The 20,517-nt window shown below is 61.4% G+C and carries 22 protein-coding genes and 1 pseudogene; 10 read left to right on the top strand and 13 right to left on the bottom strand.

Annotation, left to right across the window (positions count from 1 at the left end):
* The 3 genes and pseudogenes from AC2FMN_RS11075 to AC2FMN_RS11085 all read left to right on the top strand — a co-directional run.
* Positions 1–632 (top strand): glycosyltransferase family 25 protein (locus tag AC2FMN_RS11075; RefSeq protein ID WP_496688198.1); only part of this gene is annotated, 632 nt, incomplete at its 5' end.
* A 263-nt stretch (positions 633–895) separates the two neighbouring features.
* Entirely contained in the window at positions 896–1,138 is a 243-nt protein-coding gene (locus AC2FMN_RS11080; protein WP_496688200.1) for a globin domain-containing protein, read from the top strand.
* 278 nt (positions 1,139–1,416) lie between these two features.
* Positions 1,417–2,193: pseudogene (locus AC2FMN_RS11085) on the top strand (adenylate/guanylate cyclase domain-containing protein).
* Here the strand turns inward: AC2FMN_RS11085 and AC2FMN_RS11090 are convergent.
* The 9 genes from AC2FMN_RS11090 to guaA form a co-directional block, all read right to left on the bottom strand.
* On the bottom strand, positions 2,194–2,808 hold the full coding sequence (locus tag AC2FMN_RS11090) for a TetR/AcrR family transcriptional regulator (RefSeq protein ID WP_496688202.1): 615 nt from the start codon (positions 2,806–2,808) through the stop codon (positions 2,194–2,196). It lies immediately after the preceding pseudogene.
* Positions 2,809–2,906: 98 nt separating this feature from the next.
* On the bottom strand, positions 2,907–3,776 hold the full coding sequence (gene ppk2 / locus AC2FMN_RS11095) for a polyphosphate kinase 2 (protein WP_496688204.1): 870 nt from the start codon (positions 3,774–3,776) through the stop codon (positions 2,907–2,909).
* A gap of 49 nt (positions 3,777–3,825) precedes the next feature.
* Positions 3,826–4,779: an alpha/beta fold hydrolase gene (locus AC2FMN_RS11100; RefSeq protein ID WP_496688206.1), complete on the bottom strand. Its 954-nt coding sequence runs from the start codon at positions 4,777–4,779 to the stop codon at positions 3,826–3,828.
* Positions 4,769–5,686: a homoserine O-acetyltransferase MetA gene (metA, locus tag AC2FMN_RS11105; RefSeq protein ID WP_496688208.1), complete on the bottom strand. Its 918-nt coding sequence runs from the start codon at positions 5,684–5,686 to the stop codon at positions 4,769–4,771. The genes AC2FMN_RS11100 and metA overlap by 11 nt, the downstream gene beginning before the upstream one ends.
* A 37-nt stretch (positions 5,687–5,723) precedes the next feature.
* Positions 5,724–6,596, bottom strand: coding sequence for an ATPase (locus AC2FMN_RS11110; RefSeq protein ID WP_496688210.1), 873 nt, complete (start codon positions 6,594–6,596; stop codon positions 5,724–5,726).
* Between the two features lie 49 nt (positions 6,597–6,645).
* Complete coding sequence (locus AC2FMN_RS11115) at positions 6,646–7,542, bottom strand: DMT family transporter (protein ID WP_496688212.1); 897 nt, start codon at positions 7,540–7,542, stop codon at positions 6,646–6,648.
* A 98-nt stretch (positions 7,543–7,640) separates the two neighbouring features.
* Positions 7,641–8,777, bottom strand: coding sequence for an OmpP1/FadL family transporter (locus AC2FMN_RS11120; protein ID WP_496688214.1), 1,137 nt, complete (start codon positions 8,775–8,777; stop codon positions 7,641–7,643).
* A 119-nt stretch (positions 8,778–8,896) separates the two neighbouring features.
* The gene (locus tag AC2FMN_RS11125) at positions 8,897–9,802 is read right to left on the bottom strand and encodes a DMT family transporter (protein ID WP_496688216.1); all 906 of its coding nucleotides are present in this window, start codon (positions 9,800–9,802) and stop codon (positions 8,897–8,899) included.
* 92 nt (positions 9,803–9,894) lie between these two features.
* On the bottom strand, positions 9,895–11,454 hold the full coding sequence (guaA, locus tag AC2FMN_RS11130; protein ID WP_496680807.1) for a glutamine-hydrolyzing GMP synthase: 1,560 nt from the start codon (positions 11,452–11,454) through the stop codon (positions 9,895–9,897).
* An 82-nt stretch (positions 11,455–11,536) separates the two neighbouring features.
* On the opposite strand from guaA, the gene AC2FMN_RS11135 reads away from it, so the two are divergent.
* The gene (locus tag AC2FMN_RS11135) at positions 11,537–11,974 is read left to right on the top strand and encodes a GNAT family N-acetyltransferase (protein ID WP_496688218.1); all 438 of its coding nucleotides are present in this window, start codon (positions 11,537–11,539) and stop codon (positions 11,972–11,974) included.
* Between the two features lie 140 nt (positions 11,975–12,114).
* The gene (locus AC2FMN_RS11140) at positions 12,115–13,659 is read left to right on the top strand and encodes a trimethylamine methyltransferase family protein (protein WP_496680803.1); all 1,545 of its coding nucleotides are present in this window, start codon (positions 12,115–12,117) and stop codon (positions 13,657–13,659) included.
* On the opposite strand, the gene AC2FMN_RS11145 is transcribed toward AC2FMN_RS11140, so the two are convergent.
* Positions 13,660–13,959 carry a DUF6477 family protein gene (locus AC2FMN_RS11145; protein ID WP_496688220.1) on the bottom strand — a complete coding sequence of 100 codons (300 nt, stop codon included), beginning with the start codon at positions 13,957–13,959 and terminating at the stop codon, positions 13,660–13,662.
* A gap of 238 nt (positions 13,960–14,197) precedes the next feature.
* Between AC2FMN_RS11145 and AC2FMN_RS11150 the strand changes: the two genes are divergently transcribed.
* Together AC2FMN_RS11150 and AC2FMN_RS11155 are read left to right on the top strand one after the other, a co-directional pair.
* Positions 14,198–15,295 (top strand): DUF6456 domain-containing protein, encoded by a 1,098-nt coding sequence (locus tag AC2FMN_RS11150; protein ID WP_496688222.1) that lies wholly within the window; start codon positions 14,198–14,200, stop codon positions 15,293–15,295.
* A gap of 60 nt (positions 15,296–15,355) precedes the next feature.
* Entirely contained in the window at positions 15,356–16,279 is a 924-nt protein-coding gene (locus tag AC2FMN_RS11155) for a LysR substrate-binding domain-containing protein (protein WP_496688223.1), read from the top strand.
* Positions 16,280–16,327: 48 nt separating this feature from the next.
* Here AC2FMN_RS11155 and AC2FMN_RS11160 read toward each other — a convergent pair whose 3' ends face one another.
* Positions 16,328–16,876: a peroxiredoxin gene (locus AC2FMN_RS11160; protein ID WP_496688224.1), complete on the bottom strand. Its 549-nt coding sequence runs from the start codon at positions 16,874–16,876 to the stop codon at positions 16,328–16,330.
* A gap of 265 nt (positions 16,877–17,141) precedes the next feature.
* Here AC2FMN_RS11160 and lipA point away from each other — a divergent pair, with 265 nt between their 5' ends.
* Both lipA and AC2FMN_RS11170 read left to right on the top strand, forming a co-directional pair.
* Positions 17,142–18,092: a lipoyl synthase gene (lipA, locus tag AC2FMN_RS11165; protein WP_170419103.1), complete on the top strand. Its 951-nt coding sequence runs from the start codon at positions 17,142–17,144 to the stop codon at positions 18,090–18,092.
* Positions 18,089–19,243, top strand: a complete 1,155-nt coding sequence (locus tag AC2FMN_RS11170; RefSeq protein WP_496688225.1) for an amidohydrolase — start codon at positions 18,089–18,091, stop codon at positions 19,241–19,243. Before lipA ends, AC2FMN_RS11170 begins: the two co-directional genes overlap by 4 nt.
* On the opposite strand, the gene AC2FMN_RS11175 is transcribed toward AC2FMN_RS11170, so the two are convergent.
* Complete coding sequence (locus AC2FMN_RS11175) at positions 19,233–19,382, bottom strand: hypothetical protein (RefSeq protein ID WP_496680788.1); 150 nt, start codon at positions 19,380–19,382, stop codon at positions 19,233–19,235. The genes AC2FMN_RS11170 and AC2FMN_RS11175 overlap by 11 nt on opposite strands.
* A gap of 47 nt (positions 19,383–19,429) precedes the next feature.
* Positions 19,430–19,972: a hypoxanthine phosphoribosyltransferase gene (gene hpt / locus AC2FMN_RS11180; RefSeq protein ID WP_496688226.1), complete on the bottom strand. Its 543-nt coding sequence runs from the start codon at positions 19,970–19,972 to the stop codon at positions 19,430–19,432.
* A gap of 75 nt (positions 19,973–20,047) precedes the next feature.
* Here hpt and AC2FMN_RS11185 point away from each other — a divergent pair, with 75 nt between their 5' ends.
* Entirely contained in the window at positions 20,048–20,494 is a 447-nt protein-coding gene (locus AC2FMN_RS11185) for a type II toxin-antitoxin system RatA family toxin (RefSeq protein ID WP_496688227.1), read from the top strand.
* The last annotated feature ends 23 nt before the right edge of the window (positions 20,495–20,517 follow it).

The raw sequence follows: 20,517 nt of genomic DNA on the forward strand, positions 1-20,517 counted from the left end.
AGCTGAGTGAGATCGGGTGCTTCGAAAGCCACCGAAGGATATGGCAAATCGGAGCCGACAGAGGGCTGCCGGCCGTGGTCGCTTTTGAGGATGATGTCCAACTGTCCGATGTGACGGCCGATGTCATTCAATCTCTGGTCCAGAACGCCGACAAATTCGACTACGTCAAGCTCGACTATTGGCCGCGCGTGCGCCGGTTCGGCCCCAGCAGGGACATTGGTGGCGTGGCGGTGCGCGAGATATTGGAGATGGTTGCCAGTGCGGCGGCATATGTCGTGTCGCAGCAAGGATGCCGCAAACTGCTGGAATGGTCCGAGGAATACTCGGACCATCTGGATGACTTTCTGACCATTCCGCGCCCGGATTGGGCCATGTATCAATGTTTTCCAGCCGTGTGTGTCCAGGCGGTTCAGTCGCAGTTGGACACTCAGGCCGTCATCAAGACTAGCGAACGCGAGCAGGACGTTCGCATCAACAGCGGGCTGGACAAGGGGCCGACCTGGTTCCGGGTGGCGCGCGAGCTGAAGGCTGCGGGCCGCAAGCTGTACTGGCGGGCAGGCGGACAGTCCCGGCTTTTGAAACGGGGCGGCTATGTCGGTCTGGTTCCGTGCGCGGACGATCTTGATGTCTGAACTCTTAAGGCCGGTCCGGGTCGTGCCTCTGAAAATTCGCTTGTTTTGCGTGCGCATAAACGGCTGTGTGCTCAATTTAGTTTGCAAAACTCTCGGAATGAGATTGCACTGCGAGGATGCTCGAGGTGGTATGAGGTCTCGCCGTGGCTCAGACGATTTTTGAAAAATACGGCGTGTTCAAAACGATAAGCTGGATCGTGATGTCGTTTTATGAAATGGCATTGAAGTCCGACGAGATCGGCGACTAGTTCGAAGACATCGACATGCCGCGCCTGATCGACCACCAGACTAAGTTCGTGTCCTCGTTGGTTGGAGGCTCGGCCTCGTTCAGCGATGACCGGATCGAGGTGGTCCACCGCCACCTGAGAATCAGTCATTCGGATTTCGACGCGATGGCGGCATTGTTCGGGCAGGCCCTGTCGATGCATGGCATGTCGTATGAAGATTTGGATGCTGCCCTTGCCGCCATTGAGAGCAAGCGGGGGGATCATCGTCGCCCGGCATGAGTATCCAGGCCATCAACGAGCAACTGTTGCGGGCCATCGGAGTCGGCGTTGCCGTATTGCGGGCGTCGGATCTGACCTTCATCTTCCACAACGGGCCTTTTGCCGAATGGTTCGGAACGCCGGCCGTCGGCCAGACCTTGCCGGACCTGCTGCCCGATCTGGACAGGCGCGAACTGGATAATGTCAAGCAATCATTACTGCGCTATTTGGCCGAGCTGAAAATCAAGCGCAACCGCCGGACGCCGGTTTTCGCCGTCTCGGTGTCGCTGGCCAACGGGATGGACGAGCAGATTCTGGTGGTCGAATGCCAGAACATCACCCGCATCCGCGAGCTGGAAAGCATGATCGACAGCTATTCGACTATGGTCGAGCGCAACACGCGCGAGTTGGAGTGCGCAAAGGAGCGGGTCGAGCGGTTGCTGCTGAACCTGATGCCGCGATCCGTCTACGAGGAGTTCAAGACCTTCGGCGTGGTGACACCGCAGCTGTTCGATCAGGTGTCGGTGGTGATGCTGGACTTCGTCGGGTTCACCGATTTTGCGGCCCGGACCGACCCCACGGTCACGTTGAGCGAGCTGAATGACATCTTCACCGCCTTTGACCGGATCGTCGAGCAATTCGGCTGCGAGCGGATCAAGACGATCGGCGATGCCTACCTGGCGCTGTCGGGAATGCCGGACGCAACGCCCGATAACGCGACGGCGGTGGCGCATTGCGCGGTGCGGTTTCTGCGATATCTCGACCGGCGCAACGAAAGCCACCCGCATAAATGTCAGGCGCGCATAGGCCTGGGCATCGGTCCGCCGGTCGGGTCGGTCGTGGGAGTGCAGAAATACGTCTAAGATGTCTTCGGGCCGGCGGTGAACATCGCATCACGGCTTCAGGTTTTTGCCAATCCCATGCACATCGTCGCGCCGGAAGAGATGAAATACGCCCTGATCGACGAATTCCAGATCGCCGATCTCGGGGCGGTCGAAATCAAGGGCATGGGGCGGATGGATCTGATCAATGTCAGTTCGCGGCTGAATGTATCCCGGTGCAGCCGGATGCCGTGATCATTCGTCCGGCGGCACCAGCCCTAGACCGCGCAGATAGATGCCAATCCCGGTTTCCAGAAGGTCCTCGGGCGGGAAGGGCGAGGACGCGCCCGTGTTGCGGGCATAGAGTTCGACCACGCCGTGGCTCATGGCCCAGATATGCGCGCTGAACATCGAGGCGGGTGGGCGTTTCTCGGGTGGGATGTGTTGTGACAGGTCGGCGGCTGACTGTTCAAGTACGGATTTCGCACGGTTTGCGGCCATCGCCAGCTCGGGCGTGCGGTTCAGGGATATGCCGCTTTCGAACATCGCGATGTAGTGACCGGGATGCTTGCGGGCAAAGGCCAGATAGGCCCGGCCGGTCGCCTCGAACGCGGCAAGCGCCGACGGCTGCCCCTTGTCATAGGCGTGTTGCATCAGGTCGGCGAACATCTCGAAGCCCTGGCGCGCGGCCTCGGCGATCAGGTCTTCGCGCCCGTGATAGTGGCGATAGACAGCGGCCGGCGTCACCCCGGCGGTCTTGGCGGCCTCGGACAGGGTAAAGCCGGTCGGGCCCTTTTCCTCGATCAGGGACAGGGCCGCCTCGATCAGCGCCTGCTTGAGGTTCCCGTGGTGATAGCCGCGCTTGGTCATACCGGCCTCGAATGCCTGTGTTTCTTTTGTCTTTTGCCTAATGGGTATATGGTGTCGATCGGCAGGAATCCACCGCTGCGGCATGGCCGCGCGGGTCGTCATGCATCCCAGATTTCCGGCCCCCCGCAGATCAGGGGGTCTGGGGTGCCGACGGTGTCGAGATCTTTTTCGTCATGGTCCAACCCCGCCAGAACCGTTCGGATCGCGGCCAGCCGGGCGCGCTTTTTGTCGTCCGCGCGGATGATGGTCCAGGGGCAGTGGTTGAAATGCGATCGGGTCAGAGTTTCGTGGATGGATTGGGTGTAGTCCTCCCACTTGCCAAGGCCGGCGATGTCGATGGGGCTGAGCTTCCAGTATTTCAGCGGGTCGTTTTCGCGGTCAAGAAAGCGCCTGAGTTGTTCGGCCCGACCAACGTTCAGCCAGAACTTGAATAGGCGGATGCCGTCGTTGACCAGACCTTCCTCCAACCCCGGAAGCTGTCTAAAGAAGCGCTCTCGCTCGTCCGGGGTGCAAAAGCCAAAGACGTTTTCGACCACGCCGCGGTTGTACCAGCTGCGGTCAAAAAAAACGAGCTCTCCGGCCGAGGGCAGGTGCGGAATGTAGCGCTGGAAATACCACTGGCTGCGTTCGGCATCCGACGGTTTGCTGAGCGCCACGACCCTTGCGCCGCGCGGATTGAGATTTTCGCGGAACCGTTTGATGGTTCCTCCCTTGCCCGCGGCGTCGCGCCCTTCGAAGATGATGGCGACACGTTGACCGGTTTCCTTGACCCAGGCCTGCAGCTTGACCAGTTCAATCTGCAGCGCGTCCATCTGCCGGTCATAGTCCTTACGCTTCATCTTCTGTCGGTAGGGGTAGGTTGGAGACAGGATGTCGCCGCGGCCAGCATTCTCGATCGCCTCGCGGACATCTTTGGGTGCGGACTTGCGGTAATAGTCGTTGATTGCCCCTTTTTGGGTTCCGGTCATGAAGCGCCTCGTAACACTGTTCACAGGTCACTATGGCTTGCTGGCCGGGCTAACGCAAACCGGCACGGTGCGCTGCCCGCTCGATGGCTGCGGCCACCTCGGACGCGGCGACGACCTGTGGCATGTGGCCGATGCCCTGCAGTTCGATCAACTCGGCGCCCGGTATCCGATCGCGCAGGCGCCGCGAGTGCCAGTCCAGCCCCACGGTGGTATCGGCAGTGCCGTGGACGATCTCGGTCGGGGCCGAAATTTCAGGATAGCGCGGTTCGAGTCTCGTGACTTCATCCAGCAAGTTGGCGCGCTGTTTGGCATTGGCGTGCATGGATGCGCGGCGCAATGTCAGACCGGGACCGAAATGCTGGGCATAGCCTGCAGGCGTTTTTTGTGGGGCAAACACGGTACCCAGCGCTTTTTCGACATACCACTCCGGCCCGAAAGCGGTAATCAAAGGCAGGAGCACTGCGCTGCCCCAGGCCGTCGATGAGACGCCATTGAACGAATCCAGCGGGGTTTCCCATGGCACCGCTGCCGGGGCGATCAGGACCAGAGCCAAAATATCTTCCGGTCGCGTCACCGCCCAGGCAAGGGCGACCGAACCGCCATAGCTTTGCCCCGCGACGATGGGTTTGTCAGCCCCCAACCGGGCCGCGGCCCTTTGCAGGATGTCCGCCTGTTCGACGATGGTTTCGCCGGCAGGATTGAAGCTTTGCGAATATCCAAGGCCGGGTCGGTCGAACACGATGACACGAAAAGACCTGGCCAGTATCGGTGCCAGCACAAAGGTCATGTCGCGGGTGTTGCCGCTGGAGCCATGTATCAGCACGACGTCAGGCCCCTGACCCATGACCACCGCATGGACGGCGATACCGTCGATGTCCAAGATTTGCCCCTCGGGCGGGAAGTCGGCCAGGGCTCGGGATTCCCGCTGGGCCGCAAGCCAGAGGGTCACCGCCGCCAGCGTTGCCGCGGCCGCGGTGAACAGTATCAGCGCCTTAACGGCCAATTTCGTTCATGTCGAACGGGGTGGTCTGGTAGATCTCGTTGATCCAGTTCCCGTACAGAAGATGCGCGTGGCTGCGCCAGCGGTTCTGCGGAGTCCGGCTGGGATCGTCGTCGGGGTAATAGTTGATCGGAACGTTGATCGGCGTGCCGTTGGCGACGTCGCGGTCATATTCCTGTTTCAGTGTGTCGCTGTCGTATTCGAAATGGTTGAAGATATACAGAGCCCTGTGTGCGGGGTCCTCGACCAGGCAGGGGCCGACCTCGTCACTGCCCAACAGGGTGGTCAGGCCGGGGGCGGCGTCGATCTCGCCCTGTCGCACCTCGGTCCAGCGGCTGACGGGGATCACGCAGTCATCCGAGAAGCCGCGCAGAAACGGCGAGGCAGGCGCAAGGTTGCGATGCCGGAAACAGCCGAAAGCCTTGGACGGAAGCATATGCTTTCGGACCCCGTGGAAGTGGTAGATCATCGCCATCCCGCCCCAGCAGACGCCAAATGTGGAATGCACGTTGGTCTGGGTCCAGTCGAACACCTCAGTCAGTTCATCCCAATAGGTTACGTCGGTGAAATCCAGATGTTCGATCGGGGCGCCGGTGATGATCAGCCCGTCGAATTTCTGGTCCTTGACCTCCTGGAAAGGGCGATAGAACTCTTCCATGTGCTCGGCGGCGGTGTTCTTGGTCTGATGTTCGGTCATCCGGATCAGCGACAGTTCGATCTGAAGCGGGGTTGCCCCGATCAGCCGCGCGAACTGGTTTTCCGTCTGGATCTTCTTCGGCATCAGGTTCAGCAGCCCGATCTTCAGCGGCCGGATGTCCTGCCGCATGGCCTGATCCTCGGCCATGACCATGACGCCTTCCTTGGTCAGGACGTCAAAGGCGGGCAGGTCAGAGGGGATCTTGATGGGCATGGCTCAAACTTCTGGTTGGTCCGGTGAGAGGCTCTAGTTAGGACGCGGCCCGGCGGGCCTCAAGGGTGCGTTCGATCAACTCGTCGAAATCACCGGCATCGCGTACCTGTCCGATCTGGTCGGCAGTGACGGCCACGCCCCAGTTTTCCGCCATCGCCCGATACCGCGGTTGGCGATGCGCAAGCGCCTGGGCATAGGTCCAGCGGATGAAGTCATCGGGGTTCACGTCAGCCTCGGCGCAGCCGTGCCGATCCAGGTAGTCCCGCCAGACGCGCGTTAGGAATTCGGCCTGGTAGGACATGGGCTTGGGGGCCTTGTCAAAGCGACGGATCAATTCGGCGGTGTGCGCGTCGTCGCCCTTGATCCAGATCATCAGCGTATGGTGCGACAGTTCCGACAGCACGCGATCCGCCGGGTCATCGGGATCGACCCATTCACAGATCGACCCGCCCGTATCGCAGATGAAATGCGGATAACCGTACAACCGCTGCGCGCGGTCGATGAAATATTCGGTGTCCAGCAGGGCGTGGATCTCGGCCAGCCGGAACTGTTCCTGCCGGCGCCGGTATTCGGGCATGGGCAGGCCGCCCAGGTCCGGGTTTCCGGGCTTGCCCAGATAGGCGGACACGGGGGTCAGATTCTCGAACGAGATATTCGAGCCGATATAGATGGAATCGGTCAGCAGCAGATCGCGCAGAAACGGCACCTTCATCGCCTCGGCCTTGGCGTTGTCGGTGATGTATTCTCCCATATAGCGTGTACCGATCCGGTAATCGATCGAGTAATGAAACCAATCGCCGGATTCGCGCAGGATATTCGAGACATAGGTCTTGCCCAGCCCCGACATCCCGAAAAACAGCACCTTCTTTCGTGCAGCCTCGCGCCATTCCCGTGCCGAGCCGTAGATCATGTTCCGCCGTCCCTTGTTTTGCCCTAGCTAGAACGCAGGGCGCGCGGCGTCAATCGCGCCGCCCGGATCGACTGAGGATCGTCAAGCCTAAGGCAAGAACGCCGAACCCCAGATAGGCGTTGGGCGGAAGGGCCTCGTTTCGGACCAGGGCGCCAAGCGTGATCGCCACCGGAGGGATGATGAGCGTCACCAGCAACAGATTGCCGCTGCCCGCCGCCGCGAGGATGCGGTAATACAGCAAATAGGCGCCGGCCGTTGCCACCACGGCGAAATAGCCGATGGCCAGCCACGTCTCGGCGGGCAGGAACAGGACGGGCGGGCCGTCAACGACCATCATGACTGGCAGCATGAAAACCGTAGAGGCGGTCAACATACCAGCAGCCGAGACTTGCGGCGGCAACCCGGACAGGTGAAGCCGCGCCCAGACCGCCGCCATCGCATAGGATACCGCGCCGGCCAGAATCGCCAGTTGCCCCATGCTCTGCAGGTCAAAGCGAAGCAGACTGCCGATGCCAATCGTGATGGAGACGCCGGCGAATCCGAGGATCACCCCGATCAGGCGGGTCGCCGAAACCCTCTCGTCGGGAAAGAACATCGCGGCGGCCAGAACTCCGAAGATGGCCGTGGCTGCGTTCAGAATTGAGGTCAGGCCGGTATCCACATGAAGCTGGCCCCAGGCCATCAGGGTGAAGGGTAGGGCATTATTCAGCAGCCCCATGACCAGGAATGCGCGCCAGACCCGCCAGCTGGTCGGCACGGGCAGCCGCTGGATCAGGACTACGGCCCAAAGAGCCAGCGCCGCCCAGAAAACCCGGTGAAACACGGCGGTGATTACCGGAACCGAATCCAGTGCGATTCGGATCGCAAGGAAGGACCCGCCCCAGATCAGGCCCAGCAGCACGAGTTCGGCCCCGGAGCTGGGTGAGAGTGTTTTTTGTCGTGTCATACCGGCATTTTCCACACTAGAGCCGGGCAAACGACCCGGATCATGCGAAAAACCCCGCCACTTGGGCGGGGTTCATGTTTTCAACCATTTGGCGGTCTTCAGTTCAGCGCATAGGTGATCTGGAAACCGACACTCCAGGCGCTGTTGCCTTCGAATGTGGCGCGCGCACCGGGGCCCGCGCCGTCGGCGATCGCATCACCCAGATCCGTATAGCGGACCCCGGCCGATATCTTGGCCTTCTCTATCGAGTAGGTGCCGCCCAAGCCGATGCTCCAGAACCCGTCGGTCGGGCCGAGGTTGGATACAGGCTCGTCAGTGGACGATTCATACCCAAGCGTCACGGCGCCCGAGAACTGCTCGTTGAACTGGTAGCCCAAGCCAAGCGAATAGGTCCAGGTCGGGTCGTCATAATCGACCAGTGGGTTCGCCGGCGGGTAGTTCGGCGGGTCATACACCGTCTGCGGCCAGTCCGCCCAGCGGACAGAACCAAACAGCAGGGTCTTTGGTGCAACACCGGTCTGGAAGTCCAGGTTAACCGACTGTGGCGAAACCACTTCGCTGGTGCTGTTTAGGCTTGCGACCGTGCCGGGCGGGATCGGCGGAACCGGGATCGGGTTCAACGACTCCGTTTGCGACAGATCATGCGAGATCTTCGAGTTGTAGGTCAGTGCGACACGCGCGGCGATTTCGGGTTTCTCCCACGCCACGCCGACCACGTAACCCAGTGCGGTATCGGCATCTGCGTCAACTTCGTATCCGGCTGCGGCCGGAACCGCGACATTGGCACTAAGGCGTTGAATCCGCAGGCCACCGATTGCACTGAATCCGCCGTCGAACTTGTACCGCAACAGAGCGGTGATCGCATCGGTATCCGCCTTCGCCCGTAGAACGTCGGTCCGGCCACCCGGGATCGGGTTCTGCGACAACGGATAACTAGCGCCATACGAGACATCCGCGGCAAACGGTTCGTCGTAGATCAACGCGAAGTCCAACCTTTCGTTGACCGCACGCTTATATGCCAAATGGGGCGTGAAGAAGTTGTTGGCCACCTCTCCCGAGTCCACCCCGAGCATCGTTCCGGTCACGCTGGGCGACGTGTAACCCAAGCGGAACTGGACCACCGATCCTTCTTCGAAGATGACGTTGATGCCTTGACCACTCCGGTCGATACCGCCTGCATGTACGGCTGTCGCTCCGACGCAAAGCGCGCACGCTTGTAGCATCGCTTTTTTCATGTGTTCCTCCCTTTTCACTATCCGGTGCCACGTCACTTTTGTGGTGAGTGCTTGTGGCGATGAATTCGATGAACCCTATTCACGCGGAGTTTAAAAAAACGTCAACCTATGACCGAACGTTAGTTGTTTTGTGTACCCCGATGCCGTGTTGCAGAATTGCTACGGCCTTCGGCTCGAACGTTTAGGAAAATACCGCCGAAAATCACGGCAGCTCCCAGCAGTGTCCAATGGTTGAGCGGTTCGCGATACAACAGCATCCCCACAACCGCGATCGTCGGCAGACGTGCAAAGTCGAACGGGACCACGACGCTGGCGGGCGCGATGGCCAGCGCGTTGGTGATGCAGAAATGCGCCAACAGCCCCGCCAGCCCGACCAGCAGCAGGAAGGGCGCTGTTTGCAGGGTCGGCGCCGCGATCTGCCCGTCGATACCCGATGCAGCAAGCCCCATGACCGCCTGCATGCTGGTCAACCAGAAGACGATGCAGCCAATGCTGGAAAACCGTGTCAGCTTTTTGGTCGAAATCGTTGTCAACGCAAAGAAAACAGCCGAGGCTGTCGCGGCCATCACTCCCGGCGAAATCGAGGTGGCGCCGGGGCGGGTCACGATCAGTACTCCGACAAACCCGATCACGGCCGACAGCGCGCGTGTCGGGGTCAGGCGCTCGCCTAGCAACAGGGGCGACAGCAGAATGACCCAGATCGGCTGCGTGAACTCCAGCGCGAAAACCTGCGCTAGAGGAATGACACTGACCGCGTAGAACCACAGGTTCTGGCCCGCGAAATGCACCGTGTTACGAACAAGATGCAGCCCGAACCGCCGGGTCGAAACTTGATGCCATTTTTGGGTCAGCGTCAGAATGGTGGCGACCACGATCACACCGACGACGCTGCGGTACATCATGATCTCGAACGTATCGTGGACGGCGCTCAGCTCGCGCCCCGCAACGGCCATAGAGGAAAACGACGCGATGGCGCCGGTCATCCACAGTGCCGTTTTGACCATCGTCCTTGCGTTCTCATTCATTCCGAATCCCTGCGCTATCGCCGGAGAAGCGAACCAGACACAGGCGGTTGGAACAACAACAAAAAAGCCGGGTCAGGGCCCGGCTCTTCGTGTCATTCCCATTCGATCGTGCCAGGAGGCTTGGATGTGATGTCATAGGTGCAGCGGTTGATGCCCTTGACCTCGTTGATGATCCGGGTGGCGGTTTCGCTTAGGAATTCGTGGCTGAACGGGTAGTAATCGGCCGTCATTCCATCGACAGATGTCACCGCCCGCAAGGCGCAGGCATAGTCATAGGTGCGCCCGTCGCCCATCACGCCGACCGTGCGCACCGGAAGGATCGCGACGAAGGCCTGCCAGATCTCGTCATACAGGCCATGTTTGCGGATCTGGTCGATATAGATCGCGTCGGCCTCGCGCAGGATTTGCAGCTTTTCGCGGGTGATCTCGCCCGGGCAGCGGATGGCCAGGCCCGGTCCGGGGAAGGGGTGGCGGCCGATGAAGCTGGGCGGCAGGCCCAGTTCACGGCCCAACGCGCGCACCTCGTCCTTGAACAGCTCGCGCAGCGGCTCGACCAGCTTCAGGCCCATCTTTTCGGGCAGGCCGCCGACGTTGTGATGCGATTTGATCGTGACTGACGGGCCACCGGAAAACGACACCGATTCAATGACATCTGGGTAGAGCGTGCCCTGGGCCAGAAACTCGGCGCCTTCGATTGTGTCGGCATGCTTCTGAAACACGTCGATGAACAGCTTGCCGATGATCTTGCGCTTCGTCTCGGGGTCCGAGACGCCCTCGAGCTCGCCCAGGAACAGCTCGCTTTCATCCGCGTGGATCAGTTGGATGTTGTAGTTGTCGCGGAACATCGAGACGACTTCCTGCGCCTCGTTCTTGCGCAGCAGACCGTGATCGACGAAAACGCAGGTCAGCTGGTCGCCGATCGCTTCGTGGATCAGAATCGCCGCGACCGAGCTGTCGACACCGCCCGATAGACCGCAGATCACCTTCTTGTCGCCGACCTGTTCGCGGATCTTGCGGATCATCTCGTCGCGATAGGCGCCCATGGTCCAGTCGCCCTTGAACCCGGCCAGTTTCACGAAATTCTCGTATAGTTTTGCGCCCTTGGGGGTGTGGTGCACCTCGGGGTGGAACTGAACGGCATAGAAATGGCGGTTGGTATCGGCGGTGATCGCAAAGGGCGCGTTGGGCGAGGTGCCGAACACCTCGAACCCCGGTGCGATTTGGCTGACATGGTCGCCGTGGCTCATCCAGACCTGTTCTTTGCCATCGGTGAACCAGCCCTCGAGCAGGTCGAGCTTGCCGCGCGGCGTCACGAAGGCCCGCCCGAACTCGGCGGTGCCGTGGCCGCTTTCGACCTTGCCTCCCAGCTGGTGCATCATGACCTGCTGGCCATAGCAGATGCCAAGGATCGGAACGCCATAGTCGAAGATCTCTTGCGGAACACGCGGCGAACCTTCGCGGGTTACGCTGTCCGGTCCGCCCGAAAAGATGATGGCGCGCGGGGCCATGTCACGCACGAAATCCATCGTGACGTTCTGGTAGGGGTGGATTTCGCAATAGACGTTCAACTCGCGCAGGCGGCGCGCGATCAGCTGCGTCACCTGGCTGCCGAAGTCGATGATCAGAAGGCGGTCATGGGATGTCTCGGTCATACCCGGCCTTTAGGTCGGAAGCCTTGCATGTGCAAGCGCCTTGACGTCATTTGGCGGGAAAGAGTGACGCGGAGCGCACCGAATGACCGAAATCACGCTTAGACCTGCTGTTGTGGGGGACACGGACTCCATTCGCGCATGTATCCGGGCCGCCTATGCGGACCAGGCGGCGCGGATTCCCGATCTGCCAGATGTCGCGGCCGGACTCGAGGACGACATTGCGCGGCATTCGGTCATCTTAGCGGTGGTGCAGGGCGAGATTTTGGGTGTGATCGTCTTCGGGCCCGTGGGGCAGGCGATGATGGTGTTCAACCTGGCGGTTTCGCCGGTTGCACAGGGGCAGGGGGTGGCTCGCAAGTTGCTGGCCCAGGCGGAAGCCCAGGCCATCAGGTCAGGGTGCGACCGGTTGAAGCTGACGACCCACCGCATGATGAAGGATACCTGCGCGATGTACCGGCATCTGGGCTGGAACGAGGTCGCCGCGCAGGGCAACAAGGTCTACTTTGGGAAACCCCTGTGATCCCCGAATGCGCCAGATTTGAGGGGTTGACCTGACGCACCATGTCGCTTTTTCCCCCAATGCGCCGGAAATCACATCTGATGGCGCGCTAGATTCCAGTAACACACATACCAACCTAAACAGTCACACGGGGTCATCTGATGGCAGAGGCAAACACCCGACGCAGAGCGCGCGGTGGCGGCGGCGCCGCCCGCCGGGCCGAACGCACGGCGGTTCGGATCGAAACGGCGAAATACATCGAGCGCAATATTCCGAACTTTGAGGTTCTGAACGACGAGGCGCTGGAGATCATCGAAACCAACGCGGAGACCGTGCTGGAAGAAGTCGGCGTCAATTTCGTCGACAACCCGGCGGCACTGGAACGCTGGCGCGACGCCGGGGCCGATGTGGACGGGGAACGGGTGCGCATCCCGCGGGGCCTTGCGCGCGAGTTGATCAAGACCGCGCCCAGCCAGTTCACGCAGCACGCCCGCAACCCCGAGAAATCGGTGGTGATCGGCGGGCGCAACCTGGTGTTGGCTCCGGTCTATGGACCGCCCTTCGTGCGCGATGCCAAAGGCGGGCGCCGCTATGCCACGATGGACGATTTCAACAAGTTCGTGAAACTGGCCTACATGTCCAAGTGGCTGCACCACTCGGGTGGCACCGTCTGCGAACCCACCGACATTCCGGTGAACAAGCGGCATCTCGACATGCTGATGGCGCATATGACGCTGTCCGACAAACCCTTCATGGGTTCGGTGACCGATCCCAGCCGGGCGCAGGATTCGGTTGAGATGTGCGAGATTCTGTTCGGCAAGGAGTTCGTGCAGGAAAACACCGTGATGACCTCGCTCACCAACATCAACTCGCCGATGACCTTCGACGACGTGATGATGGGGTCGCTGGAAGTCTATGCGCGCAACAACCAGGCCTGCATCATCTCGCCCTTCATCGTGGGCGGCGCGATGGCGCCGGTCTCGGTCGCGGGGACGCTGACCCAGGTGCTGGCCGAGGTTCTGGCCGGTGTGGCCTACAGCCAGATCATCCGTCCCGGCGCGCCTGCCATCTTTGGCGCTTTCGTGTCGTCGATCGACATGAACTCGGGCGCGCCGACCTTCGGCACTCCCGAAGCGTCGCTCATCACTTATGGTGCGGGCCAACTGGCGCGTCGTTTGAACCTTCCTTACCGCTCGGCCGGGTCGTTCTGCGGCTCGAAACTGCCGGACGCGCAGGCCGCATACGAAACCGCGAACTCGCTGAATACGGGCTTGCTGTCGGGCGTCAACTTCATGTTGCATGCCTGCGGCTGGCTGGAGGGCGGCCTGGTGGCGGATTTCGAGAAATTCGTGATGGATGCCGACCAGCTTGGCGTTCTGCACGCAATGGCCAAGGGCGTTGCATATGATGAGAACGCGCAGGCCATGGACGCAATCCGCGAGGTGGGGCCGGGCGGTCACTACTTGGGCTGTGCCCATACCCAGGCCAACTTCAAGGACGCGTTCTGGAAGACTGAGCTTCTGGACTACAAGCCCTTTGAAACCTGGGAAGAAGAGGGCGCGCGCGACACGCGCACTCTGGCCTCGGTCCGGGTCGAACATCTGCTGGCCCATTACCAGCAACCGCATCTCGACCCCGAGAAACTGGCCGCGCTGACCGCCTATGTCGAAGAAAAGAAAGCGTCGATGCCCGACGCCTTCTCCTGATTAGTGACAGGCCGGGGCGCGGCTGACCTGATATAGCTGCGCCTCGCCCGCCAGTGCGATCAAAATGTCCAGGTGACGGACCAGAGAATAGGCCGGATCGTTGATGCGCCGCCGTTCTTCCATCTCGCGCTCCAACTCCAACAGCCGTATCAGCGCCGCCCCCGAACCGGGCAGAGCGCCAAAACCCAGCACACGCTGCAAATGCCTGTTTCGGTCGTAATCCCGTGCCCCCAGTTTGGCCGCCCGAGCCAACAGGCGGGGACGGCGAAGGGATGTGATCATCGAGGTCAGGTCCTGCATCAGGCAATCCTTTGTTCTGTGTTGGATGCCTCACTGTTGCACAACCTAGGCGGGTGTTGCCTTGCTGGGGCTCTCTCCGAACGATGGTTTCACCACTGTTTATGATTTTGAATCAATTCTGGTTGGCGCCGTTGGTGGTTAACGAACGAGTAACGAAACCAACCCTAGTTAGATTTGGTTAACACTTTATCCAACGGCGGATACTGGCAGTTTGGTTTGTCGACGAGGGCGTACAACAATGGACAACATCATGGCTTCCACCGTTCCAACCTGGGTCCCCGAGGGCGCGCAGCGCTATCTGGCCCATACCGAAGCGGGGCGGTCGATCCGGGATCTTGCACGATCGGCCGGATGCCACGCGTCAACCATACTCAGGCAGATCCGACGCATCGAAATGCGGCGCGACGATCCGCTGGTCGATGCAGCATTGCAATCGCTTGCGCAAACCCATTTCGCCGACCAGAGTCGGCGGCAAGAGGCAGACGAAGAACCCACGCCGTGCGAATTGGCGGCCGAAGACGAGGAGTTCGACCGCGAGGCCCTTCGCGTGCTGCGCCGCCTGTGTGAAACCGGCGCTGTTCTGGCCGTTGCCGAGGACATGGACAAGGCCGTCGTGGTGCGCGATAGCGGGGCGGCCGGCGCGACCCGGACCGCCGTTGTCGATTGCAAGATCGCGCAGGCTCTGGCGTTGAAAGACTGGATCTCGTGCGACAATCCCGGACGGATCAGCCGCTATCGGATCACCCCGACAGGGCGAACGGCGCTGGGTCAGTTGATCGCGGATGCGGAAAACCGAGCCAGGGCAAGGGCGGAATTCGGCATGGCTGAGGCTCCGGCAGCGTTTCAGCATCGCAACGCGGCACGGCCGAGCCACGCCCCGCGCGCTCGTCGGATCCGCTACACTGCCGCCGAAAGCCCTCTGGTCGCTTTGGCGCGTCGGCGGGACCGGGATGGAAAGCCGTTTCTGGATGAAAGTCTGGTGCGCGCCGGCGAACGGCTGCGGGAAGATTTTGAGTTGGCTCAGTTGGGGCCACAGGTCACGCAGAACTGGGACAGGTTCCTGACCGGCGGCGGGCGCGTCGGGTTCGAGGGCGATGCGCCGGTTGCGCGGGGGTCCTCCGAGGCACGCGACCGCGTGGCCCGCGCGTTGTCGGATCTGGGGCCGGGGCTAAGCGATGTGGCCTTGCGCTGCTGCTGCTATCTGGAAGGGTTGGAACTGGCCGAGAAACGCATGGGCTGGTCGGCGCGCTCGGGCAAGATCGTGCTGCGGATCGCGCTCCAGCGGCTTAAGCGGCATTACGAAATGCAGGCGGAGAGCGACCGGCGGATCGGGTGATCTGCCGCGAACTTCATTGGTTTTGCTTGCGATAGCCGTCGTAGGTGATAGTCAGGGATTATGAATTTCACCCTCAGACAGCTGCAATACTTCCGCGCTGTGGCCGAGCAGCGCAACTTTGGCCGGGCTGCTCAGGTGTGTCACGTTTCTCAACCGGCACTATCGGTGCAGATCCGGGCGTTGGAAGACATCATGGGCGGGCCGCTATTTGAAAGGCGCGCCCGTGATGTTCTGCTGACGCCGTTGGGGCGCGATGCGCTTGAGCACGCACGGCGCATTTTGGGCGCGGCCGAACGGTTGGATCGGTTTGCGCGTGACAACTCCACCGGGCATCGCAGTCTGTCGGTCGGTTTGATCCCGACCGTCGCACCGTATCTGTTGCCGGGTGTCCTGGCTGGTCTGCGGTCAGCGGATGTGTCCCTGCGCGTGCAGGTGCGAGAGGCGCGCACCGAGCGGCTGCTGTCGATGCTGAAAGCGGGAGAGATCGACGTCGCCGTGCTGGCCCTGCCGGTGGGTTCGCGCGGCATGGACGAGGTGCCTCTGTTCGAGGATCGCTTTCTGCTTGCTGGCAGCGAGACACGCCTGAACAGCCTGACCGTCAGCCCCGACGCTCTGCGCCCGATCGACCTGAATGCAGCCCAGCTGATGCTTCTGGAAGACGGGCACTGCCTTACGGATCAGGCGCTTGAGGTGTGCGGTCAGGACCGGACCAGCGCCCATATCAACATGGGCGCATCGTCATTGGCCACGCTGTCGCGGTTGGTGGCCGAGGGGTTTGGCCTGACCCTGATCCCTGAGTTAGCGGCGCGTTCCGAGACCAAAGCCGTTCCGGGGCTGAAACTGCTGCGGTTCGGCGCCCCGGAGCCCGCTCGGCAGATCGGCCTTGTGCGGCGCGACTCGTCGGATGGGGCGGTGTGGTTCGATCAACTGGCCCAGGTGATCCGGCAGGTAGGCGAAAGCATCGTGTCAGAAACCCGGAACTAAAAAGGGCCCGCACTTGGCGAGCCCTTTGCATGGAGGCTGGTTGACGCCTCAGGCCATTTCGGGCTGCTGGGCTTTTTCCAGGTGCTTCATCAGGTTTTCGGGCGACGAAACGCCATAGGGGTCCTCGGGGCAGTTGTCCATCAGGCCGGGCTCTTCGAACCACGCCTCGACCACGCCATCTTTGATGATGGCGGCATAGCGCCACGACCGCATGCCAAAGCCCAGATTGGCCTTGTCGACCAGCATACCCATCTTGCGAGTGAACTCGCCCGACCCGTCGGGGATGACCTTGACGTTCTTCAGCCCCTGATCCTGTGCCCATTTGTTCATGACAAAGCTGTCATTGACTGACATGCAGTAGATCTCGTCGATGCCCTTGGCCTTGAACGCATCGTAGTTGTTCTCGAACCCAGGCAGTTGGTAGGTCGAGCAGGTGGGGGTGAACGCACCGGGCAGCGAGAACAGGATGACCCGCTTGCCTGCGAAGTAATCGGCCGTGGTCTTGTCTTCCCAGCGGAACGGGTTGGGCCCTTCGATCGAGTCGTCGCGCACGCGGGTGTGGAACGTCACGTCGGGTAGCTTGGCACCGGTTTTCATGGGCATCTCCTGTGATTCACATTTATTCGGCCCGTGGGTTAAAACGATTCCAAACCGGCTTCAACACGGGATGTGCTGCGTTTGCGAAAATCCTCTTGTATGCTGAAAACATGTCGAAATCAGCGTCGATCTCCTAGAAAATCGCGCTTGTATTCTGCATCTGCAAAACGCTGACGCATGGCAGCTATGCATGGCTGGCGTAATACATTCGACCGGTTTATGTTATGCACCAACCAAATTGACCTAAAGTCAGGAAACCGGCCCCGTGCGCGATCTGAAAATCCCTGAACAACGTCACCCGGAAAAGGCGCATAAGCCCGACAATGCGCAGCCGAAAAAGCCCAGCTGGATTCGGGTGAAAGCGCCCGGCGGCAAGGGCTATGCCGACACGCGCCGGATCATGCGCGACAACAACCTGGTCACCGTCTGCGAAGAGGCCGGATGCCCGAACGTGGGCGAATGCTGGAGCCAGGGCCATGCGACCATGATGATCATGGGCGAGATCTGCACCCGTGGCTGCACCTTCTGCAACATCGCCACCGGTCGCCCCGATGCGTTGGACGCGTTCGAACCGGGCCGGGTGGCACATGCGGTGGAAAAGCTGGGCCTGAACCATGTCGTCATCACCTCGGTTGACCGCGACGATCTGGCCGATGGTGGGGCCGAGCATTTCGCTCAGACCATCCGCGCGGTACGTCACCGCTCCCCCAAAACAACGATCGAAATCCTGACCCCGGATTTCCTGAAATGCGATCCGTCGGTTCTGGAAACCGTGGTCGCGGCCAAGCCGGACGTGTTCAACCACAATCTTGAAACCGTGCCGGGCCTGTACCCCGAGGTGCGCCCGGGCGCGCGCTATTTCCACTCACTGCGGCTGCTGCAGAGAGTCAAGGAATTGGACCCGTCGATCTTCACCAAGTCGGGTATCATGGTTGGTTTGGGCGAGAACGAACAGCAGGTGCGCCAGGTCATGGACGACATGCGCGCCGCCGACATAGATTTCCTGACCATCGGCCAGTATCTGCAGCCCACGCCGAAACACCACCGCGTGGACCGCTTTGTCACGCCCGAAGAGTTCGCGGCCTATGAAAAAGCCGCCTATGGCAAAGGGTTCCTGATGGTTTCGGCCACGCCGCTGACCCGCTCGTCGTACCATGCGGGCGATGATTTCGCGCGCCTGCGAGCAGCGCGACAGAAAAAGCTGGGGCAGGCGTGACGCCGCAAGCGCTGGCGCAACTGACTGCGCTGCGCCATGCGCTGCACCAACGGCCCGAGGTCTCGGGTGAAGAGTCTGAAACGGCCGCCTTCATCGCCGAGCAAATGCGTGGTGTGGGCGGCCGGCTTCTGACCGGAATCGGTGGGCACGGGGTCGCGGCCGTGTTCGACTCGGGCCAGCCGGGGCCGGCCGTGGGCATTCGATGTGAACTGGACGCGCTGCCGATTTTGGAGGTGCCGGGAAAACCCTATTGCTCGCAGATTCCGGGCAAAAGTCATCTGTGCGGCCATGACGGCCACATGGCCATGGTGCTGGGCGTAGCGCTGGACTTGGCGCAAACGCCGGTGTCGCGCGGTCGGGTCGTGCTGATCTTCCAGCCCGCCGAAGAGACCGGTCAGGGCGCACGCGATTTTCGGAACGACCCGCAATACGCTGAAATACAGCCCGATTTCCTGTTTTCCCTGCATAACCTGCCGGGGCTGGACCTGGGCGCGGTCGAACTGTGCTCTGGCCCGGCCAATTGCGCTTCACGCGGGATGCGGGTGCGGCTGACGGGCAAGACCTCGCACGCCGCGGCTCCGCAGGACGGCCTGTCGCCGGCCTCGGCCATGGCCGAGTTGATGCCGGCCTTGGCTGCCTTGGGGCCGGGCGGAGAGCTGACCGAGGATTACACGCTGACCACCGTTACCCACGCCCAACTAGGGGCCCCGACATTCGGCGTGGCGCCCGGCGAGGCCGAGATATGGGTGACGCTGCGCACCGTCTCGGACGCGCGCATGGCGCAACTGGTCGATCAGGCCGAGGCGCTGGTCCGCAACGCCGCCGCCGACGAGGGGCTGGGTGTTGAGATCACCTATGACGACGTGTTCGAGGCCTGCGTCAACCACCCGGAGGCCGTGCAGATCCTGGCTCAAGCCTGCGTACAGGCCGGGGTGCAACCGCGCCTGACCACCGCGCCGCAACGGTTCTCGGAGGATTTCGGGCAATTCGCCAAGGGGTCGAAAACCGGCATGTTCTGGCTGGGGGCCGGGGTTGACCATCCGCAACTGCACAACCCCGACTATGACTTCCCTGACGCGCTGATACCTGTCGGCGCGGGCATCTTTCTGGCGGCAATCCGTCAGGTGCTGGACGCGCCGGTCACGGGCTGAGCTTGCGCGGCTGGCTGGTTGCCCATTCGGGCCACCAGCCCATGTATTCGATAACCGCAATTAGCAGACACAACACGATTAGACCCAGTACCAGCTTGACCCGCTGGTCCGAGGGCGGATTGCGCGCCCAGCGGGACATTCGCAGAAGGTGGCGCAGGATCATGGGGCCTCGAATCCGCGGCGGGATCAGTCTTGGGTAAAGCGGACCTTGCCGATGAAGGGCAGGTTGCGGTTGCGTTGCGCATAGTCGATGCCATAGCCCACGACGAATTCGTCCGGGATCTCAAAGCCGATCCAATCGGCGCGGAAATCGACCTCGCGGCGGCTGGGTTTGTCCAGCAGGGCAATCGACTTGAGCCGTTTTGGCTGGCGGCTGCACAACAGGTTGGTGACGTGGTTCAGCGTGTGCCCCGTGTCGACGATATCTTCGACCACCAGCACGTCGCGTCCTTCAATTGCGCCGCGCAAGTCTTTGAGAATGCGCACTTCCCGGCTGCTTTCCATTGAATCGCCATAGGAGGACGCCTCAAGAAAATCGACCTCGATCGGCAGGTCCAGTTCGCGTACCAGGTCGGCGATGAACACGAAGCTGCCGCGTAGCAGGCCTACGACCACCAGCTTGTCGGTATCGCCGAATTCGCGAGTGATTTCGCGGCACAATTCCTCGATCCGTGCCGCGATGGCCTTGGCCGAGATCATCTCATCTATCACATATGCGCGCTGGCCCATGGCTGCCCCCTTGATCTTTGGCGCGCAACATACGACATGACGCGCCATTGTCACGTTTCAAATGCCCAGGTTGCCATGCCCACTCATTCGGAAACTCGCCACCTCCCATACAGCGCGCAGCAGGTGTATGATCTGGTCGCGGATGTGGCGAAATACCCCGAGTTTCTGCCTTGGTGTGCAGCCGCTCGGATCCGGAGGACCTATGCGGCGGGCGAGGCGCAGGTGATGGAGGCCGATCTGGTGATCTCGTTCAAGGTGTTCCGCGAACGGTTCGGCAGCCGGGTTACGCTGCACCCCGATCAAAGGAAGATCGACACCGAATACCTGGACGGCCCGTTCAAATACATGAAATCCGACTGGCATTTCGAGGACGCCCCCGAAGGCGGCTGCAACGTATCCTTCCACGTGGATTTCGAGTTCAAGAACGCCGTGTTGCAAGGCATCATCGGCGTGGTCTTCAACGAGGCGATGCACCGGATCGTGCGCGCCTTCGAACAACGCGCGGCCAGCCTCTACGGCTGAGGGTTTACCCGGCGCAGGCGTAC

The organism is Ruegeria sp. BHSC037 (genome assembly GCF_059613045.1).